General features: G+C 57.5%; 23 protein-coding genes. 11 read left to right on the top strand and 12 right to left on the bottom strand.

The window, feature by feature from the left end; genetic code table 11:
* The first annotated feature begins 134 nt into the window (after positions 1-134).
* A complete protein-coding gene (locus QWJ10_RS05470) occupies positions 135-455 on the top strand; it encodes a DUF3509 domain-containing protein (RefSeq protein ID WP_219652630.1) in 321 nt (106 codons plus the stop codon).
* A gap of 38 nt (positions 456-493) precedes the next feature.
* On the opposite strand, the gene QWJ10_RS05465 is transcribed toward QWJ10_RS05470, so the two are convergent.
* Entirely contained in the window at positions 494-1,048 is a 555-nt protein-coding gene (locus tag QWJ10_RS05465; protein WP_019366336.1) for a DJ-1 family glyoxalase III, read from the bottom strand.
* A 389-nt stretch (positions 1,049-1,437) separates the two neighbouring features.
* Positions 1,438-1,671 (bottom strand): hypothetical protein, encoded by a 234-nt coding sequence (locus tag QWJ10_RS05460; protein ID WP_010795213.1) that lies wholly within the window; start codon positions 1,669-1,671, stop codon positions 1,438-1,440.
* A gap of 339 nt (positions 1,672-2,010) precedes the next feature.
* Here QWJ10_RS05460 and QWJ10_RS05455 point away from each other — a divergent pair, with 339 nt between their 5' ends.
* From QWJ10_RS05455 to trmA, 3 genes are all read left to right on the top strand, one after another.
* Complete coding sequence (locus tag QWJ10_RS05455) at positions 2,011-3,417, top strand: DHA2 family efflux MFS transporter permease subunit (RefSeq protein ID WP_289924656.1); 1,407 nt, start codon at positions 2,011-2,013, stop codon at positions 3,415-3,417.
* Between the two features lie 141 nt (positions 3,418-3,558).
* Complete coding sequence (locus QWJ10_RS05450; RefSeq protein ID WP_122044747.1) at positions 3,559-4,854, top strand: NCS2 family permease; 1,296 nt, start codon at positions 3,559-3,561, stop codon at positions 4,852-4,854.
* A 217-nt stretch (positions 4,855-5,071) separates the two neighbouring features.
* The gene (gene trmA, locus QWJ10_RS05445; RefSeq protein WP_289924655.1) at positions 5,072-6,160 is read left to right on the top strand and encodes a tRNA (uridine(54)-C5)-methyltransferase TrmA; all 1,089 of its coding nucleotides are present in this window, start codon (positions 5,072-5,074) and stop codon (positions 6,158-6,160) included.
* 34 nt (positions 6,161-6,194) lie between these two features.
* On the opposite strand, the gene QWJ10_RS05440 is transcribed toward trmA, so the two are convergent.
* On the bottom strand, positions 6,195-7,124 hold the full coding sequence (locus QWJ10_RS05440) for a Gfo/Idh/MocA family oxidoreductase (protein WP_019366340.1): 930 nt from the start codon (positions 7,122-7,124) through the stop codon (positions 6,195-6,197).
* A 93-nt stretch (positions 7,125-7,217) separates the two neighbouring features.
* Positions 7,218-8,102, bottom strand: coding sequence for a LysR family transcriptional regulator (locus QWJ10_RS05435; protein WP_289924654.1), 885 nt, complete (start codon positions 8,100-8,102; stop codon positions 7,218-7,220).
* A gap of 107 nt (positions 8,103-8,209) precedes the next feature.
* Here QWJ10_RS05435 and QWJ10_RS05430 point away from each other — a divergent pair, with 107 nt between their 5' ends.
* Positions 8,210-9,355: a YbfB/YjiJ family MFS transporter gene (locus tag QWJ10_RS05430; RefSeq protein WP_289924653.1), complete on the top strand. Its 1,146-nt coding sequence runs from the start codon at positions 8,210-8,212 to the stop codon at positions 9,353-9,355.
* Between the two features lie 3 nt (positions 9,356-9,358).
* Here QWJ10_RS05430 and QWJ10_RS05425 read toward each other — a convergent pair whose 3' ends face one another.
* The gene (locus tag QWJ10_RS05425; RefSeq protein ID WP_010795223.1) at positions 9,359-9,796 is read right to left on the bottom strand and encodes a DUF4345 family protein; all 438 of its coding nucleotides are present in this window, start codon (positions 9,794-9,796) and stop codon (positions 9,359-9,361) included.
* A gap of 195 nt (positions 9,797-9,991) precedes the next feature.
* On the opposite strand from QWJ10_RS05425, the gene QWJ10_RS05420 reads away from it, so the two are divergent.
* On the top strand, positions 9,992-10,417 hold the full coding sequence (locus QWJ10_RS05420; RefSeq protein WP_197871035.1) for a DUF411 domain-containing protein: 426 nt from the start codon (positions 9,992-9,994) through the stop codon (positions 10,415-10,417).
* Positions 10,418-10,480: 63 nt separating this feature from the next.
* Complete coding sequence (gene pdxY, locus QWJ10_RS05415) at positions 10,481-11,377, top strand: pyridoxal kinase PdxY (RefSeq protein WP_289924652.1); 897 nt, start codon at positions 10,481-10,483, stop codon at positions 11,375-11,377.
* 54 nt (positions 11,378-11,431) lie between these two features.
* Here the strand turns inward: pdxY and QWJ10_RS05410 are convergent, their stop codons facing one another.
* Together QWJ10_RS05410 and QWJ10_RS05405 are read right to left on the bottom strand one after the other, a co-directional pair.
* Positions 11,432-11,815, bottom strand: coding sequence for a hypothetical protein (locus QWJ10_RS05410; RefSeq protein ID WP_125887665.1), 384 nt, complete (start codon positions 11,813-11,815; stop codon positions 11,432-11,434).
* Between the two features lie 82 nt (positions 11,816-11,897).
* Positions 11,898-12,956 carry an SDR family oxidoreductase gene (locus tag QWJ10_RS05405; protein WP_221740649.1) on the bottom strand — a complete coding sequence of 353 codons (1,059 nt, stop codon included), beginning with the start codon at positions 12,954-12,956 and terminating at the stop codon, positions 11,898-11,900.
* A 133-nt stretch (positions 12,957-13,089) separates the two neighbouring features.
* On the opposite strand from QWJ10_RS05405, the gene QWJ10_RS05400 reads away from it, so the two are divergent.
* Complete coding sequence (locus QWJ10_RS05400) at positions 13,090-13,995, top strand: PhzF family phenazine biosynthesis protein (RefSeq protein ID WP_289925057.1); 906 nt, start codon at positions 13,090-13,092, stop codon at positions 13,993-13,995.
* A 65-nt stretch (positions 13,996-14,060) separates the two neighbouring features.
* Positions 14,061-14,927: a neutral zinc metallopeptidase gene (locus tag QWJ10_RS05395; protein WP_073449416.1), complete on the top strand. Its 867-nt coding sequence runs from the start codon at positions 14,061-14,063 to the stop codon at positions 14,925-14,927.
* 46 nt (positions 14,928-14,973) lie between these two features.
* Here QWJ10_RS05395 and QWJ10_RS05390 read toward each other — a convergent pair whose 3' ends face one another.
* Positions 14,974-15,570, bottom strand: coding sequence for an HAD family hydrolase (locus QWJ10_RS05390; RefSeq protein WP_289924651.1), 597 nt, complete (start codon positions 15,568-15,570; stop codon positions 14,974-14,976).
* 88 nt (positions 15,571-15,658) lie between these two features.
* Between QWJ10_RS05390 and QWJ10_RS05385 the strand changes: the two genes are divergently transcribed.
* On the top strand, positions 15,659-16,396 hold the full coding sequence (locus QWJ10_RS05385; RefSeq protein ID WP_289924650.1) for a haloacid dehalogenase type II: 738 nt from the start codon (positions 15,659-15,661) through the stop codon (positions 16,394-16,396).
* Positions 16,393-17,232, top strand: coding sequence for an NAD(P)-dependent oxidoreductase (locus QWJ10_RS05380; protein ID WP_122041995.1), 840 nt, complete (start codon positions 16,393-16,395; stop codon positions 17,230-17,232). The genes QWJ10_RS05385 and QWJ10_RS05380 overlap by 4 nt, the downstream gene beginning before the upstream one ends.
* Before the next feature lie 31 nt (positions 17,233-17,263).
* Here QWJ10_RS05380 and QWJ10_RS05375 read toward each other — a convergent pair whose 3' ends face one another.
* The 4 genes from QWJ10_RS05375 to QWJ10_RS05360 form a co-directional block, all read right to left on the bottom strand.
* On the bottom strand, positions 17,264-17,704 hold the full coding sequence (locus QWJ10_RS05375) for a S24 family peptidase (RefSeq protein WP_289924649.1): 441 nt from the start codon (positions 17,702-17,704) through the stop codon (positions 17,264-17,266).
* A gap of 68 nt (positions 17,705-17,772) precedes the next feature.
* Positions 17,773-19,503, bottom strand: coding sequence for an ABC transporter ATP-binding protein (locus tag QWJ10_RS05370; protein ID WP_289924648.1), 1,731 nt, complete (start codon positions 19,501-19,503; stop codon positions 17,773-17,775).
* A 9-nt stretch (positions 19,504-19,512) separates the two neighbouring features.
* Complete coding sequence (locus QWJ10_RS05365; protein WP_197871023.1) at positions 19,513-20,460, bottom strand: acetamidase/formamidase family protein; 948 nt, start codon at positions 20,458-20,460, stop codon at positions 19,513-19,515.
* The gene (locus QWJ10_RS05360) at positions 20,461-22,068 is read right to left on the bottom strand and encodes an ABC transporter substrate-binding protein (protein ID WP_010795236.1); all 1,608 of its coding nucleotides are present in this window, start codon (positions 22,066-22,068) and stop codon (positions 20,461-20,463) included. It abuts the gene before it with no gap.

Genomic DNA, 22,068 nt, shown 5'->3' with positions numbered 1-22,068 from the left:
ATGGAGGACTCAGTGCGATGCTCGACCAGAAACCGTTATTCACTACAGATATAAAAGGCTTCGCCTGAAGGCTCGGTTTTTGCACAGCCTTCATGGTGTTTGAGCGGTACGTGAAGGCAGTGAGGAAAAGCACTATGGCAATGAGTCCCTTGCAATCCATTGCACAAGCGTTCGAGGCGGATTTCAGTATCAATTTTCTGATCGAAAATCTGGAAGGCAGCGTCACGCTGGTACTGACCGACCAGAAAGGCTCGAAAATCCGCCGAATCATCACAGCGGAACAACTGGCAGACCCGGCAAGGGTTCAGCGCGTAATCGACACCATACGGTTTGGGCTGGCCATTGACGCAGGCCAAGGGATTTCGGTGATGAAAGCGCTTTCGGAGCCGGCCAATGATCAGACACTTACGCCATCAATTGGCCGGCAAGGTGCGGCTTCCGATGGCACTGCCTAGGTGCGCCGTTGACCCACGACGGCGCACGGAACGTGCTATCAAAAGGGTGTCAGCAACGCCTCTGCAACGGTGTCGCGCTGTTCCTTACCCACAAGCTGATTGACCAGCTCAAGAGCAAACAGCTGGGCTGTACCGGGGCCTTGGCTAGTGACACAACGGCCATCCACTACGACGGGCTCGTTGACATATTGCCCTTGCTCGAGTTGCTCGATAAAGCTTGGGTAGCAGGTTATACGCTTACCCTCGACCAACCCCCAGGGTTCGAGAATGACAGCAGGCGCAGCGCAAATCGCTCCGTAGAGTCTGCCCTGTTCTACATGCCGTCGCATGAAATGGCGCAGCGCCGTGCAATCGGCCAACCGTTGAGCGCCTGGCATGCCGCCAGGCAAGACAATAAGATCAAAGCTCATGGCCTGCACTTCCAGTAAGGTCACATCGCTCATCAAGCGGGTACCTCTGGCCAGCGTAATCTGGCGACGCGCCTCGATACTGGTTACCAGTACCTCGATGCCAGCACGACGCAGTACATCGATCAGCGTAACGGTTTCGATATCCTCATTACCGTCCGCAACGGCAAGCAAAGCGCGAATCATGGAACCTCCTGCTGTCAGACACGCATACCTTAGTGCAAAGCATAGGTTCTAAAAACAACAAACGGTTCAGTTTGTTACCTTCGTTGAGGAGATCGGCAGGAATAGAATCAATCGCTGCCATTCATAATGCAGCTAAACTCGCCATTCCAGAGCGTCCGGCAAAAGTCGAGCCTTGTTTGTACTACTCGCAAGATAAGTCGGCCCACTGCAACTACATACTCCTTCCTGCTCGCCTGTCATAAGCAAAGTTTGTGAATATCATTGTGCCTTAATATTATGGGCTGGTATTACTTTGCTTTAAGAGAAAAGGCGTCGCAGGCTCTGCCGTGACGCCCCAGCTCAACAGGTAGGTTGGTTATTTATGGTGACCCTGTAGGTTACAAGGTCACTTAAACGCCGGCTTGATGCAGCGTTCTGGATGTTTTACGACCACGCAAGCTGGGCGACCATAGCCCCAGACGCGCCTGAAGTTGCTCGATACGTGCCAGCGCCTCAGCGTATGACTCGTTCAGTCCTTCGATAGTGTGCTTCTGCTGCTCAAGCTCTTTACGCAGCAGTTCATTTTCCTGGCGCAGGTTCAGTTCAAGCAGGATTTCATCAGAGTGGAAAAGATCATTCTGCATTACGAACACCCTTGATACTGTACACGCATACAGTAACTCAAAACTCCTCCTTGACAAATCAAAACCCGACCAAATGCACCTGTTTTTGAAGGGCAAAACCTCAGCAATGGCGCGGCCTCCAGCCCTCCTGGCAACCTCAATTGACTGAACGAGCAGACAAACCGAAAAAGAGGCATTTGAAATCAAACAGATAGCTATATTTTCTCGGAATTTCATTAGCATTTATCAGCCGCTTCGCTGAAATTAATCATTTTCTCTTCTTTTCCAACCTTATTGGCTATACCCCACCCTTAACGATATCTGTAGGATGCTGTTGATCCATTTCCTGATGTCTTTCTCATGTCTTATTCCAAACGCCAGTCGACTTCTGTAGCCCTGCTGGTAGCTGCCACCTTTTTCATGGAAAACCTGGACGCTACCGTGATCGCAACGGCACTTCCACAAATGGGAGAGTCCTTTCGGCGTTCGGCTGTCGATCTTAACGTTGGGATCAGTGCCTACATTCTGGCGCTTGCTGTATTCATTCCTATCAGCGGATGGATTGCGGACCGCTTTGGTGCCCGCCGTGTCTTTGCGAGCGCTATTGGCTTCTTCACACTGGCCTCGCTGCTATGCGGCATTGCTCAGACACTTGAGCAATTCATTGCCGCCCGGGTGTTGCAAGGCATTGGCGGTGCCATGATGGTGCCCGTAGGCCGTCTGGTAGTGTTGCGCATCACTGAAAAGAAGGATCTGGTCAGAGCCATTGCCTTTATTACCTGGCCTGGCTTGATCGCACCTGTACTAGGCCCTCCGCTAGGTGGACTGATTACCACCTATACGTCTTGGCGCTGGATTTTCTACCTTAACCTGCCCCTGGGGCTGATCGCCCTTGTTCTGGCCCTGCGAATGATTCCGACCGGCACCGAAACGCGCCGGGCACCACTTGATTGGTTTGGCTTTCTATTAGTAAGCGGCGCCTGCCTTACGCTTATGTTCGGCATGGAGCAAATCGGTCAAGGTCACGATACGCTGGGCAGTAATCTGGTATGGATACTGGCAGGCCTCATGCTGGGTGGGCTGGCCGTCTGGCATATGCGCCAGCAGGAACATCCGCTGATCGACCTTTCGAACCTCGGCATTAAGACCTACCGCGTGTCGCTGTATGGCGGCACTCTGTTTCGTATCAGCATCAACACCGCACCCTTTCTGCTGCCATTGATGTTCCAGCTATGCTTTGGCTTCAATGCGTTTCATGCTGGCCTGATTCTACTAGCGCTGTTTGCCGGAAACCTATTCATGAAGGTGTTTACCACACCGGTCATGCGTCTGTTCGGTCTGCGGCGAACCCTGATCGTCAACGGTCTGGTTTGCGCCGTGACACTTCTGCTCTGCGCTCTGCTGTCCGAGCGCTGGCCCCTGCCCGCTATTCTGCTCCTGCTATTCGTAAGCGGCATGGCGCGCTCACTGCAATTTACCGCCAACAATACACTTGCCTTTGCCGACGTCCCCAAGCCCAGGATGAGCGACGCCTCCACCCTATTCAGTACGGTATTTCAACTCTCGACCGGTATTGGCGTGGCCATTGGCGCATTGGCGCTCAGGGCCTCCATGGAGTGGAACGATCATGCCACAGCGCAGCTTACCGATTTCCACACGGCCTTCATCGTCATTGGCGTAATAGGCTTGTTAAGCGTAATAGACAGCCTTGGACTGGCCCGCAATGCAGGGGATGCCGTTACGGGACATCAACCGCGCCACGGATAAATAGGAGCGAGATGTCAGCCCTCTGCCAATGCGGCCTCGTCTGCTTATCGCTTTCAGAAGATTACGAACGGAAACATCGGCTTGGGGACCTGCTATCATGCGCGCCCTTCGCTGACTTCAACTTATTCGGAGCCTTTTCCCATGCTGGAAAAACTCTTCCAACTCAAGGCCCATGGCACGAATGTGCGTACGGAACTGCTGGCAGGGGTTACGACCTTTCTAGCCATGGCCTATATCCTGTTCGTCAACCCGAGCATCCTCGGCGAGACCGGCATGGATAAAGGCGCGGTATTCGTTGCGACCTGCCTGGCAGCCGCTATTGGCTCAGCCATCATGGGCATGATTGCCAACTACCCTATCGCCCTGGCGCCAGGGATGGGCCTCAACGCCTTCTTTACCTATACCGTTGTGCTTCACATGGGGCATACCTGGCAGGCAGCACTGGGGGCGGTATTCCTGTCTGCACTGATGTTTTTCATCCTGTCGGTCTTTCGCATCCGTGAATGGATCATCAACAGCATCCCACTGGCGCTACGCTCAGGAATTGCAGCCGGTATCGGCCTGTTCCTGGCACTGATCGCCCTTCAAGGTGCGGGTATCGTTGTAGATAACCCTGCCACCCTGGTAGGCCTGGGTGATCTGACGAAACCTGGTCCGATCCTGGCGATCCTGGGCTTCTTCCTGATCGTGGCGCTGGAAGCCCGTGGGGTCACAGGTGCCGTCCTGATCGGTATTTTGGCCGTCACCCTCGTGGCTATCGGTATTGGTGCGACGCCGTTTGGCGGCGTGCTGTCCATGCCGCCCTCGCTGGCGCCAACCTTCCTACAGCTGGATATCAAGGGCGCGCTGGATATCGGCTTGGTGAGTGTGATCTTCGCCTTTCTGTTCGTGGACCTGTTTGACAACTCTGGCACGTTGATCGGGGTGGCCAAGCGCGCCGGTCTGATGGGCCCGGACGGTCACTTGCCCAAGATGGGTCGCGCTCTGATCGCGGACAGCAGCGCGGCCATGTTTGGCTCGTTGCTGGGCACCTCTACGACAACCAGCTACATCGAATCGGCTGCAGGCGTCAGCGCTGGCGGTCGTACAGGTCTGACGGCGGTCGTGGTCGCCGGTCTGTTCCTGCTCGCCCTGTTCTTTGCACCGCTGGCAGGCAGCGTTCCGGCCTTTGCGACTGCACCAGCGCTGTTCTTCATCGCCGTGCTGATGGCCTCGGGGTTGGCGGAGATTGAATGGGATGATCTGACCACTGCTGCGCCCGTTCTGATCACGGCGCTGGCCATGCCGTTGACGTATTCCATTGCCAACGGCATCGCGTTCGGCTTCATTTCCTGGACAGTTATCAAGCTATTGTCGGGTCGCACACGTGACCTGAACATTGCCTTGGTCATCCTATCCATTCTCTTCGTCATCAAATTAGGCTGGTTCAACGCCTGATGTTGAGCACCGAGGGTGGGCCTGGCCCACCCTTTTTTACGCTGTGAGGCAGTGGTACTGCCTGATCAGTCTGGACGATGCGTAGCGACAAGCCGTTGCCCTAGGATTTTTCCCTATGGTTTCGGCCCGAGAAAATTCTCAGACTAATGGCATTGGCTGAATAGCAGCCTTTGCCTCCACCCTAGCTGAAAAGCCCACTACGTTCACTGAGCTGACCATGAATGTTCCCTCCTTCGAGCCTGCGGATTACGCAACGCAGTTAATGGCGAAAAAGAATCGCCTCATCGAACTGCTGGCTCCATTCGATGCACCTGAACCTGAAGTATTCGACTCGCCTCTTGCGAATTACCGACTGCGCGCCGAGTTTCGTCTATGGCGTGAAGAAGGCGAACGGCACTACGCCATGTTCGAACAGGGCGACAAACATACCCCTATCCTGATCGAACGCTTTCCCATCGCAAGCCCGCTCATCAATGAGCTTATGCCCCGCCTCAAGGCTGCCTGGCAGGTGAGCGAGACGCTGTCATTCAAGCTTTTTCAGGTGGAGTTCCTAACCACCTTATCCGGGGAAGCGCTGATCACTCTGGCCTATCATCGTCCATTAGACGATGCCTGGGAAACTGCTGCGGAATGCCTGGCCGCCGAGCTGAACGTCAATATCGTCGGGCGTTCCCGTGGCAAACGGATCGTGGTCGGGCGGGATTACGTCAACGAAACGCTGACTATTGCAGGCCGCGAATATCACTATCGCCAGCCGGAGGGTGCCTTCACTCAACCCAATGGGACGGTGAATCAGAAGATGCTGGGCTGGGCCTACGATGTACTTGGCGAGCGGGACGATGATCTGCTTGAGCTTTACTGTGGGAACGGTAACTTCACCCTGCCGCTGTCTACCCGCGTTCGCAAGGTACTGGCCACCGAGATCAGCAAGTCATCGGTGAATGCTGCACTGGCAAATCTTGCAGATAATGGCATCGACAACGTGACCCTGGTGCGCCTGTCTGCCGAAGAGCTGACCCAGGCCCTCAATGAGGTGCGTCCGTTCCGTCGCTTGGCGGGTATTGATCTTAAAAGCTACGCCTTTGGAAGCGTGTTTGTAGACCCGCCTCGTGCAGGGATGGACCCGGACACCTGTGAGCTAACACGTCGCTTCGACCGTATCCTCTATATCTCCTGCAATCCGGAAACGCTGGCTCAGAATATCGCCCAGCTACAGGATACTCACCGTATCGTGCGTTGCGCCCTGTTCGATCAATTTCCCTGGACGCACCACATGGAAAGCGGCGTCCTGCTTGAGCGCCGCTAAGGTTTGACCGGGCGGCTATTCCGCCCGATCACTATCACTGCTTATCTTCGTGGAACGGCTCGATGGTCTCACGTCGGCCGTACATGAACGCATCCGCCACATGCCGCAACGGCGCGACGTCCACATCGGACTGACCGTTTTTGACCAGCTCGGCAAAGCGGGCATACAGGCCGGGATACTCTTCATCCGGACCTTCTTTTTCAAGCTGATCATCGATGTAGAGTTGGCTGCCGCCCTTGGACAGGGTCAGTTTGCCTTGATCGGTCTCGACATGAATGTCCCATGTCTGCGGTCCCGTTTGCAGGAAGTCCAGGTCGGCCTGAATGGCTGCACCGCGCTCATAACTGAATTCCAGCTGCGCACGAATCGGCGTCTGGCAATTCTCCGGAACCTGCAACGCTGCCTGCTTGAGAAAGAACGGCTTGGGCAGAATTTCGGTCACGATGGACAAGGCATTGATGGCCGGGTCAAAAATGCCCATACCACCCGGCTCCCAGATCCAGGTTTGCCCCGGGTGCCAGACGCGTACATCTTCTTTCCAGTTGACCTGCACGGCCTTGATGGTTTTGTCGGCCAGCCAAGCTTTGGCCGGAGCCACTCCTTGAGCATAACGGGAGTGCCAGCTGGCAAACAGGGTCTTGCCCGCGGCCTTAGCCTGCTCTGACAGTGCCTCGACCTCACTGAGTGTTGCCCCAGGCGGCTTTTCAAGAAATACATGCTTGCCATGGGCAAGGGCCAGCTGAGCCTGTGCATAGCGTACGGCTGGCGGTGCGCAGAGGGAGACGGCGTCCAAATCCGGCACGGCGTCGAGCAGCTCTTCAAGGGTCTTGTAGTGAGCTACGCCATCAAGAGAAGCATTACGGCTGGCGACAGCAACGAGCTGATAGTCAGGATTTTTTTGCAAGGCAGGCAGGTGTTGATCCTGGGCAATCTTGCCAAATCCGACGATGGCGATTTTGATCATATGATTTTCTCAATCCTTTTTTCAAAGCGCATGAGAAAGCGCGCCTTTATTCTTGTTCACGGCCTGTGCAGTTTCGCATTCGTCATACGAATTTCAAGCACCAAAAGACTTAACCGCCACATTTGACACGTCACTCTGCAAGGCAATCCACGCTTTGAGATTTGCACCCTGGCGCCCCTTGCGCCACATGAGCCATGTGGTGGCCGTGGCGAAACGGGCCTCGAGCGGATGGCACGCAACGCGGTCGCGCCCGGGCAAGCTATCCAGCATGGCCTTTGGCATCATGGCAACGCCACCGGCAATCACGCAGGCCAGCATGCTGTGATAGGACTCGATTTTCATGATAGGCCCCATGGCACCGCCTGTCGCCGCAAACCAGGCCTCCAGCCTCAACCGGTAAGAGCAACCGGTTCGGAACGTAAATACAGGACGCCCTGCCACATCGGCTGCTGAATGTACCGGAGGATGATCAGCTCCGGTCACGAGCACCATAGGCTCCTCGAACAGCGGAACGCCTTCCAGGCCGTCATGCCGGGCAGGCCCATCAACCAACGCAGCATCCAGCCGTCCTTGCAGCAATCCATCGATGAGCTCGCCACTAGGACCCGTCTGCAGTTGCAGCTCTACACTGGGATACTGCTGATGGTAGGCCGCAATCATGGCCGGAAGATGAATAGCGGCAGTACTGTACATCGACCCCAACACAAAGGCGCCCGCCGGTGTACCACCCTGCACGGCCGCTCGGGCCTCGTCCGCCAAGGCGAATAATCGCTGGCTGTACCCCAACAGCACCGTACCTGCCGGAGACAAATGCAGCCGCTGACGCTCGCGCTCAAACAAAACCACGCCCAGCTTGTCTTCAAGCTGACGCAGGCGCGTCGACAGATTGGAAGGCACCCGATTCAACAGCTCCGCTGCACGGGCAATGGATCCTGTTTCAGCCACCGCCTGAAAAATGCGCAGTTCAGCCAGCTCCATAACCATTCTCTTTAAGTGAACAACCCATTCTTATTTATTCAGTTTTAGAGAACCTTAACAAGCCCTACCCTATATACATCAATCAAGAACCTACATAGGGACCACTCATGACCGCCCTGCACCGCCTGCTTGCCTGCCTGGTCGCTCTGTCCGTTGCGATGGGCATTGGCCGCTTCGCATTGACGCCTCAGCTTCCACACTTGATTGCGGAAGGCCAGATAGACCTGACAGCCGCAGGCCTACTGGCTGCTGCCAATTATCTGGGTTATCTGGTAGGTGCGCTGGACGCCTTCTTTGCTCGCCAGACCCGCTTTCGGCTCGTTGCCGGCCTGTGGTTATGTGTAGGGCTGACCCTTCTCTCGGTGTGGGCCGAAGGGTTCTGGCCCCACGCCCTGCTTCGCTTTGGCGCGGGCCTGGCCAGTGCCTGGGTGCTGGTGATGGTTACCGGGCTCAGCCAGGGCGTAGCGGCACAGGCAAACATGCCGAAACTGGGCGCACTGGTTTTTGCTGGTCCTGGCGTAGGGATCGTACTGAGCGGCCTGCTGGCCCTGGTCACCAATCTGAACGGCCAGGGTTCGGCAACCCTGTGGCTGATCTATGCAGCGGTGGCGCTGGTGATGACCATCGCTGTACTGCCAGCCCTGCCGCGGGCGACTACTGCTCATGCAGTTACATCAACCAAGCCGATCTCGCCACGCATGGTCCGCCTGACAGCCGCCTATGCTCTGGTTGGCATGGGCTATATCGTTCCGGCTACATTTCTTTCCCAGATGGCTACGGCGCGCTTCCACGGCGAATGGGTAGCTGATCTGTTCTGGCCTGCCTTTGGTTTGGCGGCCGCACTGGGTGTGGTGCTGGCTAGCTTTCGTCGCCAGCGGCCCGGTGCCACAAGACGTTGGCTAATCGCGACTCTGTGGCTGCAAGCCGCCGGCGTCTTGCTATGCCTGCTGCCCGGCATGAGCGCGCTGTTTCTGGGTGTGCTGCTGTGTGGGGGACCGTTCCTGGCCTCCATGCAACTGGTGATGCAGCATAGCCGTGAGCTGGCTCCAGAAATGCCTCACCGCAATGCCGGTCTGCTAACCGCTGCGTTCGCAGGCGGCCAACTATTGGGCCCTCTGCTGGCGGCTGTCAGCAGCCATTTCAGTGGTGGGCTTGGCCCGGCACTCTGGATGGCGGGTGCCGGACTGATCGTGGCCGGAGGGCTGATGCTGCAACCAGCCCCTCAGGCCGCAACGCAGCCTTCCGCCAGCTGAGTTTCAATCGTCTTCATAATCTCCGTAGCGCTCGTCCAGCATGCGATTCCAGCGATCCAAAAGGCGCAGCGCTACAATCGCCAGGATGGCGATGACAATCTTGTAAAGCTGGCTGTACCAGTCGAAGTTGGCCTCGCCCGCATCTGCCAACAGGGCGCCAATAAGCCGAACGCTGGCAGTCGACAACTGCAAAAAGACGATTAACAGCAAGGCAGCCCGTACCAGTTGAGGGCGGAACACTGCAAAGCCGGTGAACAATGCCAGACCGAATTGCAGGCCGCCATAGAAGACCTGGGTTTCGGTAACCGAGGCGGAGTCCATGAGCAGCACTCCGCTGGCATTGGTCATTTCATAGGGCCTGAACCAATAGGCCAGCGCCAGACCCGCCCAGACCAGTGTCTGAACGATCAGAACCGCACGAGCAAAACGCGTGTAAAACATCCCCTGTTCTCCCTTGGGGTGTAGCCGCATGGGCCAAACCAGACAGATCCATTCAAAAAGCCAGAGAGCAACGAGCCTTCCGAACAGTCCTTAACAAGTGGAAGCACTTTGCACAGCGAAAGACCCAATGCCTCCTGCTCTTCGAGCGGCCGTGAGTTTATGCTGCCTGTATGCCAACCCGAAAGAGACCTTTACATGCGCCGCCTAGTTCTACTCGCCGCTTTGCTCGGCAGCACAGTTCACGCAGCCGAACCCTTGACGATTGACGTATACCGCGATCCCAACTGTGGCTGCTGTAGCCAGTGGATCAAGCATCTGGAGGCAAACGGCTTTGCCGTTCACGATCACATGGAACCCAACATGAGCGAACTCAAGGCCCGGCTGGGTGTACCACCACGATTTTCGTCCTGCCATACTGGTGTGATCGACGGAAAGTTTGTTGAAGGACACGTACCAGCCCACGACATTCTGACTCTTCGCCAGCGCCCTGACTTGCTTGGCGTAGCCGTACCCGGCATGCCCCTGGGTTCTCCCGGTATGGAGATGGGTAATCGGAAGGACGCCTATGAAGTGCTGGGGCTCAAAACGGATGGCAAGGATGAAGTGGTGTCACGGCACTAACGGCCCATGTCTCTTTCATAAACAGTACAACGCCTCCTTTATTGGATAAGGATCTGCAACCCTATGGCTTCCGAGACGCTCGGCTCTCCTCCCCTGGTACTTTCCATCCAGTCCCATGTTGCCTATGGCCATGTGGGCAATGCGGCGGCAACCCTGCCGCTACAATTGCTCGGCATTCAACCGGTCGTCGTCAACACCGTGCAGTTTTCCAACCATACGGGGTATGGCGAGTTCAAGGGGCAGGTCTTTCCCCCTGAGCATATCCATGATGTGCTTGACGGGCTGAGAGCACGCGGCATTCTCGCGCGTTGTGATGCGGTCCTCTCGGGCTATCTGGGCGACGCCGCCATTGGTGAGGTTATCCTATCCGTGGTACAGGAGATCCGAAAGAACAAGCCGGGCGTGCACTACCTTTGCGACCCGGTAATGGGCGACGTAGGCCGCGGCGTCTTCGTACGACCGGGGATTCCTGAGTTTTTGCGTCGACGGGCCATTGAGCAGGCCAGCCTGATTACACCCAACCACTACGAGTTCGAGCTATTGTATGGATCACCACTGGCGTCGACGGAAAACGCTATCCAGGCCGCCCGCGAACTACTCGGTACGCCTGAATGCCCCGGCCCGGACACCATTGTTATAACGAGTCTGCGAACGCCGGATCTTCCACTCGACAAGCTCAGCACACTGGCGGTGACCGCTCGAAGTGCATGGATAGTACAGACCCCCTACGTTGAGCTGCAGCCGCTGCCTAATGGCATGGGCGATGTGTTTTCGTCCGTACTGCTGGGGCATCTGCTGGGTGGGGTCAGTACGCCTGAAGCCGTAGCCAATGCCGTTAGTACACTCTATGCCCTGGTGGCCCGCACTACACCGGGTAGCCGCGACCTGCCCTTGATCGCAGCACGCGATCAGATCATGTCCCCAAGCGAGCACTTTGAGGCGATACGCCTGACCACCTGAGCCCTCTCATGATAAAGCCCGCATCAGGCGGGCTTTATCGGCGCAACGCTATCATCAGGGATTTTTGCCCGTATTGGCAGCCGGCCCCATGCCCGGTGTTGAGCCTGCACCTGTGCCGTTAGTGTTGCTGTCCATTCCCATACCCGCCCCAGTGCCGGTATGGCTACCCTGGCTACGGTGCGTGCCATGATCCATGGTGTCAGGCCCTGTCTTCGAACCGGTGCTGTTATTCATGCCATCCGGTGTTGTGGTCCTCGCGCCTTTGCCATTGTTGGGTGAACTGCCTGAGTCGGCACCTGGCGTCACATCATTGCTGTTCACGCTAGGGCCGGGTGTTACCGGCTCGGTCGGGGATGTCGGATCGGTCGGGCCGGTTTGAGCAAAGACAGACGTGGAAAGCAGACCTGCCAACGCCGCTATAGCGAGTTTCTTGTTCATCGGGCACCTCCTGGCTCTTGTATATGTGTGCCTAGGGTTTGGCATCAAGAGACTCGGGAGGTGCAGGTGCAGTGACCAGCGGTCAGGGAATGATCCGCTCGGCCCGCAGGCGGTTGAACAGATCGATGAAGGATGCCCGGCTGTCGTGGTATCCCAGGAAGCCCAGATCTCGGCTCTTGGTCATGTCGTTCAGGCACTCAATTTCACGTCCCAGGTCTGCATCGCTGTGCCACCAGGAGGCCAGCTTGCCTATGTCAGACTCAACGAGTTCGTAGCGACGCGCCATCTCCTCCCATACCGGTCCGATGTCTTTCATCTGCTCTTCCAGCGGTTGACGCTCGTCCGGGCAGAGCGCGGCCTCCAGCCCGAAAAAGTCCGCGATCTGCGTCCACATCCAGCGCCAGCGGAATACATCGCCATTAACGGTATTAAGCGCCTGGTTCTGCCCGCTGGGCGACAACGCTGCCCACTCCATCTGGCGCGCCAAAAGGCCGGCATCGGTGATATCCGTCAGGCCATTCCATTGCACCTTCGAGCCTGGGAATACGAAGGGACGTCCGGTCTCCTTGCAGATGCTTGCATAGATAGCCAGGGTCACGCCCATGTTCATGGCATTACTGCCACGCGCCATGCCGATCATGCTGTGAGAGCGGTGCACGCTCCAGCTGAAGCCACGGCGCTCAGCATGTTCAAAAAGGATGTCTTCCAGCGTGTAATAAAAGTTCTCGCCCGGCAGACGCGGGTGCTCTTCGCGGAATGGCGTCTCGGCGGCATTCTGACCATAGCTTTCGAATGGGCCCAGGTAGTGCTTGGTTCCTGTTACCAGCGCCATATGCTGAAGAGGCGCGTTTTCCAACGCCTTGCAGAGGTTGCGCATCATGGCACCGTTGGCCTCGACATTCTCTTTTTCGGTGTCGCGACGGGTCCATGTACAGAAGAAGGCATGGGTAATGGGGAGATCCTTCAACGCGGCGGTCAGCGACTGCTCATCCAGCAGATCACCGGTCACGGGAATGACACCTTCCTGGCTTGAGGGCTTACGAGCCAGGCCATACACCGTCCAGCCACTGGATATCAACACATTGGCCAGGTTGTAGCCGGAAATCCCTGTCACACCAACAACGAGCGCTGTACCTTTCAACATGAATATTCTCCACGATGGGGATGCCGGGCATCCGCATGAAACAAAGATGAGTCGCGCCGATTACCGGCTTGGCATGAGCCGTTGCGTACACGTAGCCTTGTGGACTCACCAACCCTTGTTAGGAGCCCCTATGTCGCCATTGGTTTACTGGCATGTGGATGTTTTTGCGAATCGTCCGCTTGCGGGTAATGGGCTAGCCATCTTCCCGGATGCCTCGGGCCTGCCTGTCAGTACGCAGCAGAAACTGACCCAGGAGCTGCGCCAGTATGAGTCCATCTTTCTTGAGCCACGGGCGCAGGCAAATACCTTTGGTGCACGTATTTTCACGATGGAGGAAGAGCTGCCTTTTGCCGGCCATCCGCTGATTGGGGCCGCCGCCCTGCTCCACCATCAGCACGGGCAGGCCGAGCAGGAGACTTGGCGGATCGAGCTTTCGGAAAAAATAGTCACCCTGATGACCCACCGCGCCGCAACAGGCTATTACGCCGAGATGGATCAGGGCCTTGCCCAATGGGGATGCCAGTTGGATCAGGCGCAGAGCCAGTGGTTTGCCCACGCCTTTTCACTACGACTACGAGACCTTGATGCTGATTACCCGCCCATGGTTGTCAGTACCGGGCTTCCCTATCTGATCCTGCCGGTCAAAGGTAGCCAACTGGGCCGTGCGCGGATTGTAGCGCAGGATCTGGAGGCGCGTTTGCACGGTATTGGCGCGGCATTCGTATATGTGCTGGATGTAGAACGTGGCGAAGGTCGCAGCTGGGATAATGCCGGCCTGGTAGAAGACATTGCGACAGGTAGCGCAGCGGGTGCAGCAGCGGCCTATTTGGTCCGCCACGGCTGCCAAGGCACTGGAAAGCCCTTCGTTATTCATCAAGGCGGTTTTACCGGGCGCCCCAGCCAGATGGATGTTTCTGTAGATGAACAAGGTGCCGTACGGGTAGGTGGACATGTTCACCTGCTGTCTCGCTCCGAGTGTGTGGTCGAACTGCGAGCTCGCCAAACGGCTGAGGGCTCGAGTCACCACGTTTCGTAACATTTTGGCGCACTCTGCCAAACGCCCGTGGTCTCACCCACAAAGCGTTCAAGCGAGGCGATGAGATGGATTGGGGTAAAGGGCGGCGTAGCGACAACGTTGAACAGGCCACCGGTGGCGGTGGCCGTGGGCTGCAAATCGGTGGTGGCCTCGGAGTTGGCGGGGTTCTACTGGTCGTGGTGTTCAGCCTGGTGACAGGCCAGGACCCGCTCCAGGTACTGAGCATGGTGACAGGTTCAGGCGGCGGGGCGCAGGTAGCCCAGCAAACCCAGGCGCCGGACGCCAACTCCAAACAGGTGGATTTTGTCCGCGCCATCCTGGGCGACACCGAAGACACATGGGGCGAAATCTTTGCAGCCCATGGAGAACACTATCAACAGCCCAAGCTGATTCTTTTCAACGGTCATGTGCAATCGGCCTGCGGCTCCGCCAGTGCCGCAACCGGCCCGTTCTATTGTCCGGCTGACCAGCAGGTTTATCTGGACCTTTCCTTCTTCGACGAGATGGAGCGCCGCTTCTCGGCAGCCGGGGATTTCGCCCGCGCCTATGTCATTGCCCATGAAATCGGTCACCACGTGCAGGACCTGGTCGGCACTACGGAAAAAATGCAGGCTGCCGAGCGCCGTGGCATGCCTGCCCAAGGTGCGCAGGGGTTATCCGTTCGCCTGGAACTGCAGGCCGACTGTTATGCCGGTGTTTGGGCAAATCATGCCCAGAAGCGCCTGCACTGGCTGGAACCCGGTGATCTTGAAGAAGCCATCAACGCAGCCCATGCCATTGGTGACGACCGTCTCCAGGAGCAGGCTCAAGGGCGCGCCGTTCCCGACTCGTTTACCCACGGCACCTCCGAACAACGGGCCCGCTGGTTCAGGACCGGATTCGACAATGGCGCGGTAGAGCGCTGCGATACGTTTACAGCGTCTCGTTTATAACCTTGCAAAGGGGGCACCAGATCGATTAAATCGGTGCCCTTCCCCTTCAAGCTGGCGCGATGCGCTGCGCCAGTGCGAAACAGTCTATAGCGTAATCATCAGCCAGCTCTGGCCAGGTATTCTCCGGTGCGTTGACCAATACCGTACGCGTGCCAGCTGCGCGGCCACATTCCAGATCAATTCGATGATCGCCGACCATGACCACGTCGCTCGGCTGCACCTGCCAGCGCTCGATAAAATGCTGCAGTCCACCTGGATGCGGCTTGGGTGGCGCCTCGTCTCGCCCAAGCACTTCCGCCCGATTGAAACACTCGGCAATACCAATAGCTTCCAGCGTCACGTAGGCCAACTCCTGAGCATTACGGGTCAGGATACCGATCCGGCAGTTGCGCGCGCATAACGCCCTGATCAGCTCAACCGCCCCCGGGGCAGGCTTGGAACCCATTGCCAGCTCCCGCTCATGCTCGAGCAGCCAGGCATGCTTGGCCTTGCTGTCCGCCTCGGGCAAGGCGGCCAGATAATGGAGGATATCGGCCTCAGGTGGTATCTCCAGGGCACGCCGAATGGCTGCGAAATCATGTACGGCAACCGTCAAGGTACCGTCCATATCAAATACCCAATGGGTGTAGTCACAAAGGTTCATGGTCTTCCTAAGTCAGAGATTGGGGAACTGCGCCGCACCTCTTTCCGTCAAGACAGTAGGTACTTCTTACGCAGGCGATGAGTTCGCAATGAAGACGACAGTACACGCACTTTTGTTCGATGTGTTCGGCACCGTAGTCGACTGGCGGGGCAGTTTAATCGCCTCACTTGAGTCCTTTGGGGAGAAAAACGGCCTTAAAGCCGACTGGCCTGCCCTTGTCGATGCCTGGCGAGCTGAGGCCTACGGCCCGCTGATGGATGAGATTCGCAAGCGAACGCTACCCTGGACGCCGCTTGACGATCTGCACCGTGTGGCGCTTGAGGAACTGCTGCCCCAATACGGACTGGTTGGCCTGACCAAGGCTGAAGTGGACTGGATTCATCGCCTCTGGCATCGCCTCAATCCCTGGCCGGATGCCGTCCCCGGTCTGACTCGACTCAAGCAGGGCTATAGCATCAGCGCCTTGTCCAATGGCAACGTTGCCATGCTGGTCAATATGGCACGCCACGGCGGCCTTCCCTGGGACATGGTATTCGGCGCGGATCTGTTCAATCACTACAAGCCTGATGCCGAATGTTATCTCGGCGCCTGCACCCTGCTGGGCCTTGAACCTGAACGAGTCATGCTGTGTGCGGCTCATAACAATGACCTCCAGGCAGCCAGTGAGCTGGGTCTGCGGACGGCCTTTATTCAGCGCCCTCTGGAAAAAGGACCAAAAGGTCCGATCGAACAGCCAGCCGACGGCTGGGATCTGGTTGCCAGTGACTTGCAGGATCTGGCCGATCAGCTAGGAATGAAAACAACAACCTACGAGGATGAACCATGACGCTGACCGTTGCCCTGATCGCCCCAGGCTCCATGGGCGCTGCTGTGGGCCGCTATTTGCGCGATCACGGCCTGGATGTCTGCACCACCCTGGCTGGCCGCAGCGTAGCTACCCGCGAGCGCGCCGCAGCGGCAGGGTTACGTGAGGTCGAACAGGAACAGCTGGGTGAAGCTGATATTCTGCTCTCCATTGTGCCGCCGTCCGAAGCCTTACCGTTGGCGCAAGAGCTGGCCCCCATATTGGGCCGCATGAAAAAGACCGTTTATGTGGACTGTAACGCCATTGCTCCAGCCACCGTCGAGCAGGTTGGTCAGACCCTTACCGATGCAGGATGCGCCTTCGTCGATGCGGCCATCTTTGGCACGCCTCCTTCGCCTGAACGAACGTGTCCCTCCTTCTATGCTTCAGGCGAACATGCCGCTCGATTTGCCCAGCTCAACGACTATGGCCTTCCGGTGAAGGTATTGGAAGCACCCATCGGTGCCGCGTCAGGACTCAAGATGAGTTATGCCGGTATCACCAAGGGGTTGACCGGCCTTATCGCTGCCATGGTGCAGGCTGCCGAGCGCAGTGGTTCCGGCCAGGCATTGCGCGATGAACTCAAATGCAGCCAGCCGATGCTCTACGAGTGGGCTAACGAGAAACTGCCCGACATGTACCCCAAAGCCTACCGTTGGGTAGCAGAAATGGAAGAGATCGCTGCCTTTGCGCAAAAAGACCGTCCCAGCGAGGCACTGTACCTTGCCATGGCACAACTCTATTGGCGCCTGGCCGAAAACCGGGCAGCCGGCGCCGGAAACGATGTGGCAGAACTGGAAAAGTGGCTGGCGCGTTAAAGCAGTGGATTAACGGCATCGCCGATGCTGATTACGTTGCCGGTTGTGCCACATAGCTAAGCACGAAGGTTACGACGCCACACGCATCCAGAGGCTCATCGCGACCGTAATTGATTGGGCGCGTCTGCCGATGCCCACCCAGCAGCAGGCGACCGCCTTGGTTATCGTGCGTGAGTCGGCGTACTTCATACTGGCCGTTCACATCCATGATCACCAGATGCCCCGGTCGGCATTCTACTGCCCGATCGATAATTAGCCGATCTCCCGGATAGATCCCGAACTCCAGCAGGCTTTCATCATCCACCATCACCACCCAGATTGGTGATTCGCCCAACCCCACCAGCCTATCCAGCGAGATGGCGTTTTCTTCCCATTGACCCGCCGCAGACTGAAAGCCGCTGATCCGCAGAGAGTCCGCCTCGGGCAATAAATGGCGAAGCCGCTCGCTTCGCCCTAGTACGGTAATCGACATACCTGATGATCCAGATAACTGTATATGCGTACAGATACCAGAGCAGCAACCTCAGGTCAATCAAAGTCTTAAACCGCAACCCAATGATCCAGATCTACCGCGCGATAATGCTGCAAGGGAGCCTGATAACCGTGTGGCTTGATAGGGTCAGGCGTTTCGACTTCCTTGAGCAGGCTTTTAAAGTCCTTGCGGTGATCCACATCCGGCATGGGCACAGCAGCCAATAGCCGCCGCGTATAAGCATGTTGTGGATTTCCAAGCACCTGATCACGCTGACCGATTTCAACGATCTGACCGCAAAACATGACCGCCACACGATGACAGATACGCTCGACCACTGCCATGTCGTGGGAAATAAAGACGTAGCTCAGCTGATATTCCCTCTGCAAGCGCTCCAGCAGATCGAGCACCTGTGCTTGTACGGACACATCGAGCGCCGATACGGACTCATCCGCAATGATGACCTTGGGGTTGAGCGCCAGCGCACGGGCAATACAGATACGCTGCCGCTGTCCGCCCGAAAACATATGCGGGTAGCGCTCCATTGCCTCAGCCGGTAAGCCAACCTGATCCAGCAATTGGGCGACACGCCTCTTACGGGCCTCAAGATCGCCTTGTCCATGAATAAGCAAAGGCTCGCCTACGAGATCCAGGATTGTCTTGCGCGGATTGAGGGAGGCGTACGGATCCTGAAAGATCATCTGGATATCTTGCCGCACCGGCTTGAGCGCATTGCCGACAAGCCCATTCAACTCCCGCCCCATGAGCTTCACGCTGCCCTCGTAACTCAGCATGTTCATGAGCGCTCTGCCGGTCGTGGACTTGCCGCAGCCGCTCTCCCCTACGATTCCCAAGGTTTCGCCCTGGTGCAGATTGAAGCTTACGTTTTCCACCGCGTGAACGTTGCGAGCTTCCTCGAACCAGCCGCCCCGCAGCGGAAAGCGCACGGTGAGGTCTTGAACCTCCAGCACTACTGGCTGCGTTGCTCGCGATTCAGGTTTGGCAGCTGTGCCCAGTACCGGCACGGCCGCCAGAAGCTTTTGCGTATACGCTGCCTTGGGCGTCCTAAAAAGCTCGCGTACCGGTGCCCGCTCCTCCATCACGCCCTGATTCATCACCACGACCTCATCGGCCATTTCCGCCACCACGCCCATGTCATGGGTGATCATCAACAGCGTGGTGCCAAACTCGCCCTGTAACTCGCGCATGAGTTCAAGGATCTGGGCCTGAATGGTGACGTCCAGGGCTGTGGTAGGCTCATCAGCAATCAGCACCCGCGGACGGCACAGCATCGCCATGGCGATCATTACCCGTTGCCGCATCCCGCCGGACAACTCGTGGGGATATTGCGTAAGGCGCTTTTCTACCTGGGGTACACGCACCGCGTCGAGCATTTCACGGGCACGCTGCCGCGCCTGACCACGACTCACCGCCTCATGTCGACGTACCGTCTCCTCCAGTTGCTGGCCGACGGTCATCAATGGGTTGAGCGACGTCATGGGCTCCTGAAAGATCATGCCGATGTCCTTACCCCGGAGCGCCTGCATCTGCCGCTCGGGCAGATCCAGCAGATTCTGTCCCTCGAAAAGGATAACGCCGCTGGGCAATCGCGCCATCTTGGGCAGTAACCCCATGATGGCCAGCGAGGTGAGGGATTTACCACTGCCGGACTCTCCGGCGATACACAGGGTCTTGCCACTGTGCAGGGCAAAGCTGAGGTCATTCACGACGCGCCTGCTGCCAAACTCGATGGACAGGTGCTGGACCGACAGCAAAGGCCGGGATGTCTCGGCAGTCATGGCATTACCTTAGTTGAAGACCACTTTGGGGAAGTAGAACGAGACCACCCAGTTCGGCATGTCCACCACTTCACTGATTCGCAGATCACCACAGACCGAGCACAGCATGTAGGCCTGCTCGGCAGGCATGCCGTGCTCACGGCAGAGCCAGTCGATTGTGCTACTCACCGCCTGGCGAGCCGCATCCATCAGGTCAGGCGCAACACCGGTAAAGGCCTCGTAGCCCATGGCATCCAGGTGACGGGTCACCGGCCCCGGCGTACTGAAGCGCGGTGCGGCCAAGGGAGTGGACTTGATAAGGTCCAGCTTCACCACCACGTCCATGGCGCTCTCGATGGCCGTCCCGCAGACCTCACCGTCACCTTGGGCGGCATGGGTATCCCCTATTGAAAACAACGCCCCTTCCACTTCCACGGGCAGGTACAGGGTAGTGCCGGCGGCCAGGTCGCGGATGTCCAGGTTGCCGCCCACGCGACGGGGCGGTACGATCGAATGCGGTCCTGGTGCAGCCGGAGCGACGCCAAGGGTGCCTGCGAACGGCTTGAGCGGAACTTTGCCAAACGCACCGAACGCGGCAGGTGCCAGGCTCTCCTTGTCGTAGTGCCACAAGGCCAACGCTGGCTCCTTGAACTGGTCTGCCAACAGGCCAAAGCCTGGAATGTTCGCGGTCCAGCCAAAGCCGCAAGGCTTGAAGCTGTCGATCGTCACCTTGAGTACATCACCCGGCTGGGCACCTTCGACAAAAATCGGCCCGGTAACCGGATTGATCTTGTCGAACGGCATCGTGGACACATCAGCGGCGACCGACTGCGCGTTGAAGTAGCCGTTGGAGGAGTCATGGCACTGAAACTCCAGCTCGGTTCCGGGCGCAACCCGGGCCGTTGGTTCGAAGCTGTTGTCCCAGCCGAAATGGCTGTTGATGCTATGGATCGTTTTAACCAAGCAGTTCTGGCACATTCACTTCACCCAGATGTAGTCGTAGTTAACGGGGACGTGGACAGGGTCGACATACAGCGCATCGTCACCTCCCATGCGAGCAGATCGCACGGTAAAGCGCTGCTCGTTGAAGATCGGCACCCACGGCGCATCGGCCATGACATCGGTAAAGATCTTTTTCCATAAGGCGATCCGCTCGGCCTGCTGCTCGGGTTTGGCCATCGAATCAGCCCTTTTCGCTTCGGCATCCAGCGCCTTGTTGCAGTACAAGGCCCAGTTCCAGCCACCCGCTACCGCCCCCTCGCACCCCAGGATCGGGCCGTAGAAGTTCGATGGATCGGGGAAGTCGGCGATCCAGGCCATACCGCCCGACCACACCATAGGTGCCTTGTCTTTCTCGCTTCCTGCCGCAATTACGTTGGCCTGCGCCAGGGACTTGATCTGTGCACGAATACCCACCTTGGCCAGGTCCTGTTGGATGGACTGGGCGATACGTGGCTGCGGGTCGGTATTCATCACATACAGCTCGGTATCGAAACCGTTGGGAAAGCCTGCATCGGCCAGGAGCTTCTTGGCGCCCTCCACATCGTAAGCATAGCCCTTGAACGCAGCGTCATAGCCGGGCATGGCAGGCGGCAGTGGCTGGTTGGCCGGCTTGGCGCGACCATTGATAATGCGAACGATCCGGTCCTTGCTGATCGCCATGTTTACGGCCTTTCGAACCTCAAGCTTGTCGAACGGAGGCAGCGTGGTCTTCAGTGTGAGGTATCCCGTTTGTAACTGGTCACCGATGACCATCAGCTCCTTCTGCTGCGGGTTATTCTTGAATTGCAGGAATTGCGCGGGAGGCACACCATCCCCGGCGATGTCCACTTCCCCCTTTTGCAGGCGCATCAGGGAGACCGTCGGGTCCTGGCCGATCTCGAATTTGATGCTATCCAGATACGGTACGCCAGCATGGAAGTAGTTCGGGTTCTTCTTGAAGACCAGCTGCTGGCCCAGCTTCCACTCGGCCAGCTCGAAGGCACCGGAGCCTACCGGATGCTTGCCGAAGTCAGCGCCCCACTGTTCGACCGCTTCTTTCGGAACGACCGAGGCGAAGTTGATCGCCATGATGTGCAGGAAGGTAGCGTTAGGCTGATTCAGCTTTATCTTGACGGTGTATTCATCAGGCGTCGTGACCCCGCTCAGCGTCTGGCTCTTGCCAGAGGTCATGTCTTCATAACCCTGGATGGACGAGAAAAATCCGGCGCCCGGACTCTGGGTTTTCGGGTTGACGGCCCGCTCCAGGGAATACTTCACATCGCTGGCCTTCAACTCGCGACCATTATGGAATTTGACGCCTTTCTTCAACGTAAAGGTGTACTCGGTGCCGTCATCGGAGACGGTGTACTGCTCAGCCAGTGACGGGATCAGCTCCGTCGTGCCGGGCTTGTAGTCGACGAGCCTGTCAAACAGGCTTTTGATCATGGACCAGTTTTGCCAGTCGTAGCCAATGGCTGGATCCAGCGTCGCCACATCGTTCTGATAGGTGATGACCGCCTCGCCGCCCGTCTTGGGTTCGGCCGCCAGCAGGTTGCCAGCGAACAGCGTAGCCGCAATGGCCAGGGATAAAGCGTTCCTTCTCAT

Source organism: Pseudomonas sp. WAC2, assembly GCF_030403525.1.
Classification (GTDB): Bacteria; Pseudomonadota; Gammaproteobacteria; order Pseudomonadales; family Pseudomonadaceae; genus Chryseomonas; species Chryseomonas luteola.
Note: the sequence above shows the minus strand (reverse complement) of the source record. Positions and strands in the feature narration are given on the sequence as shown.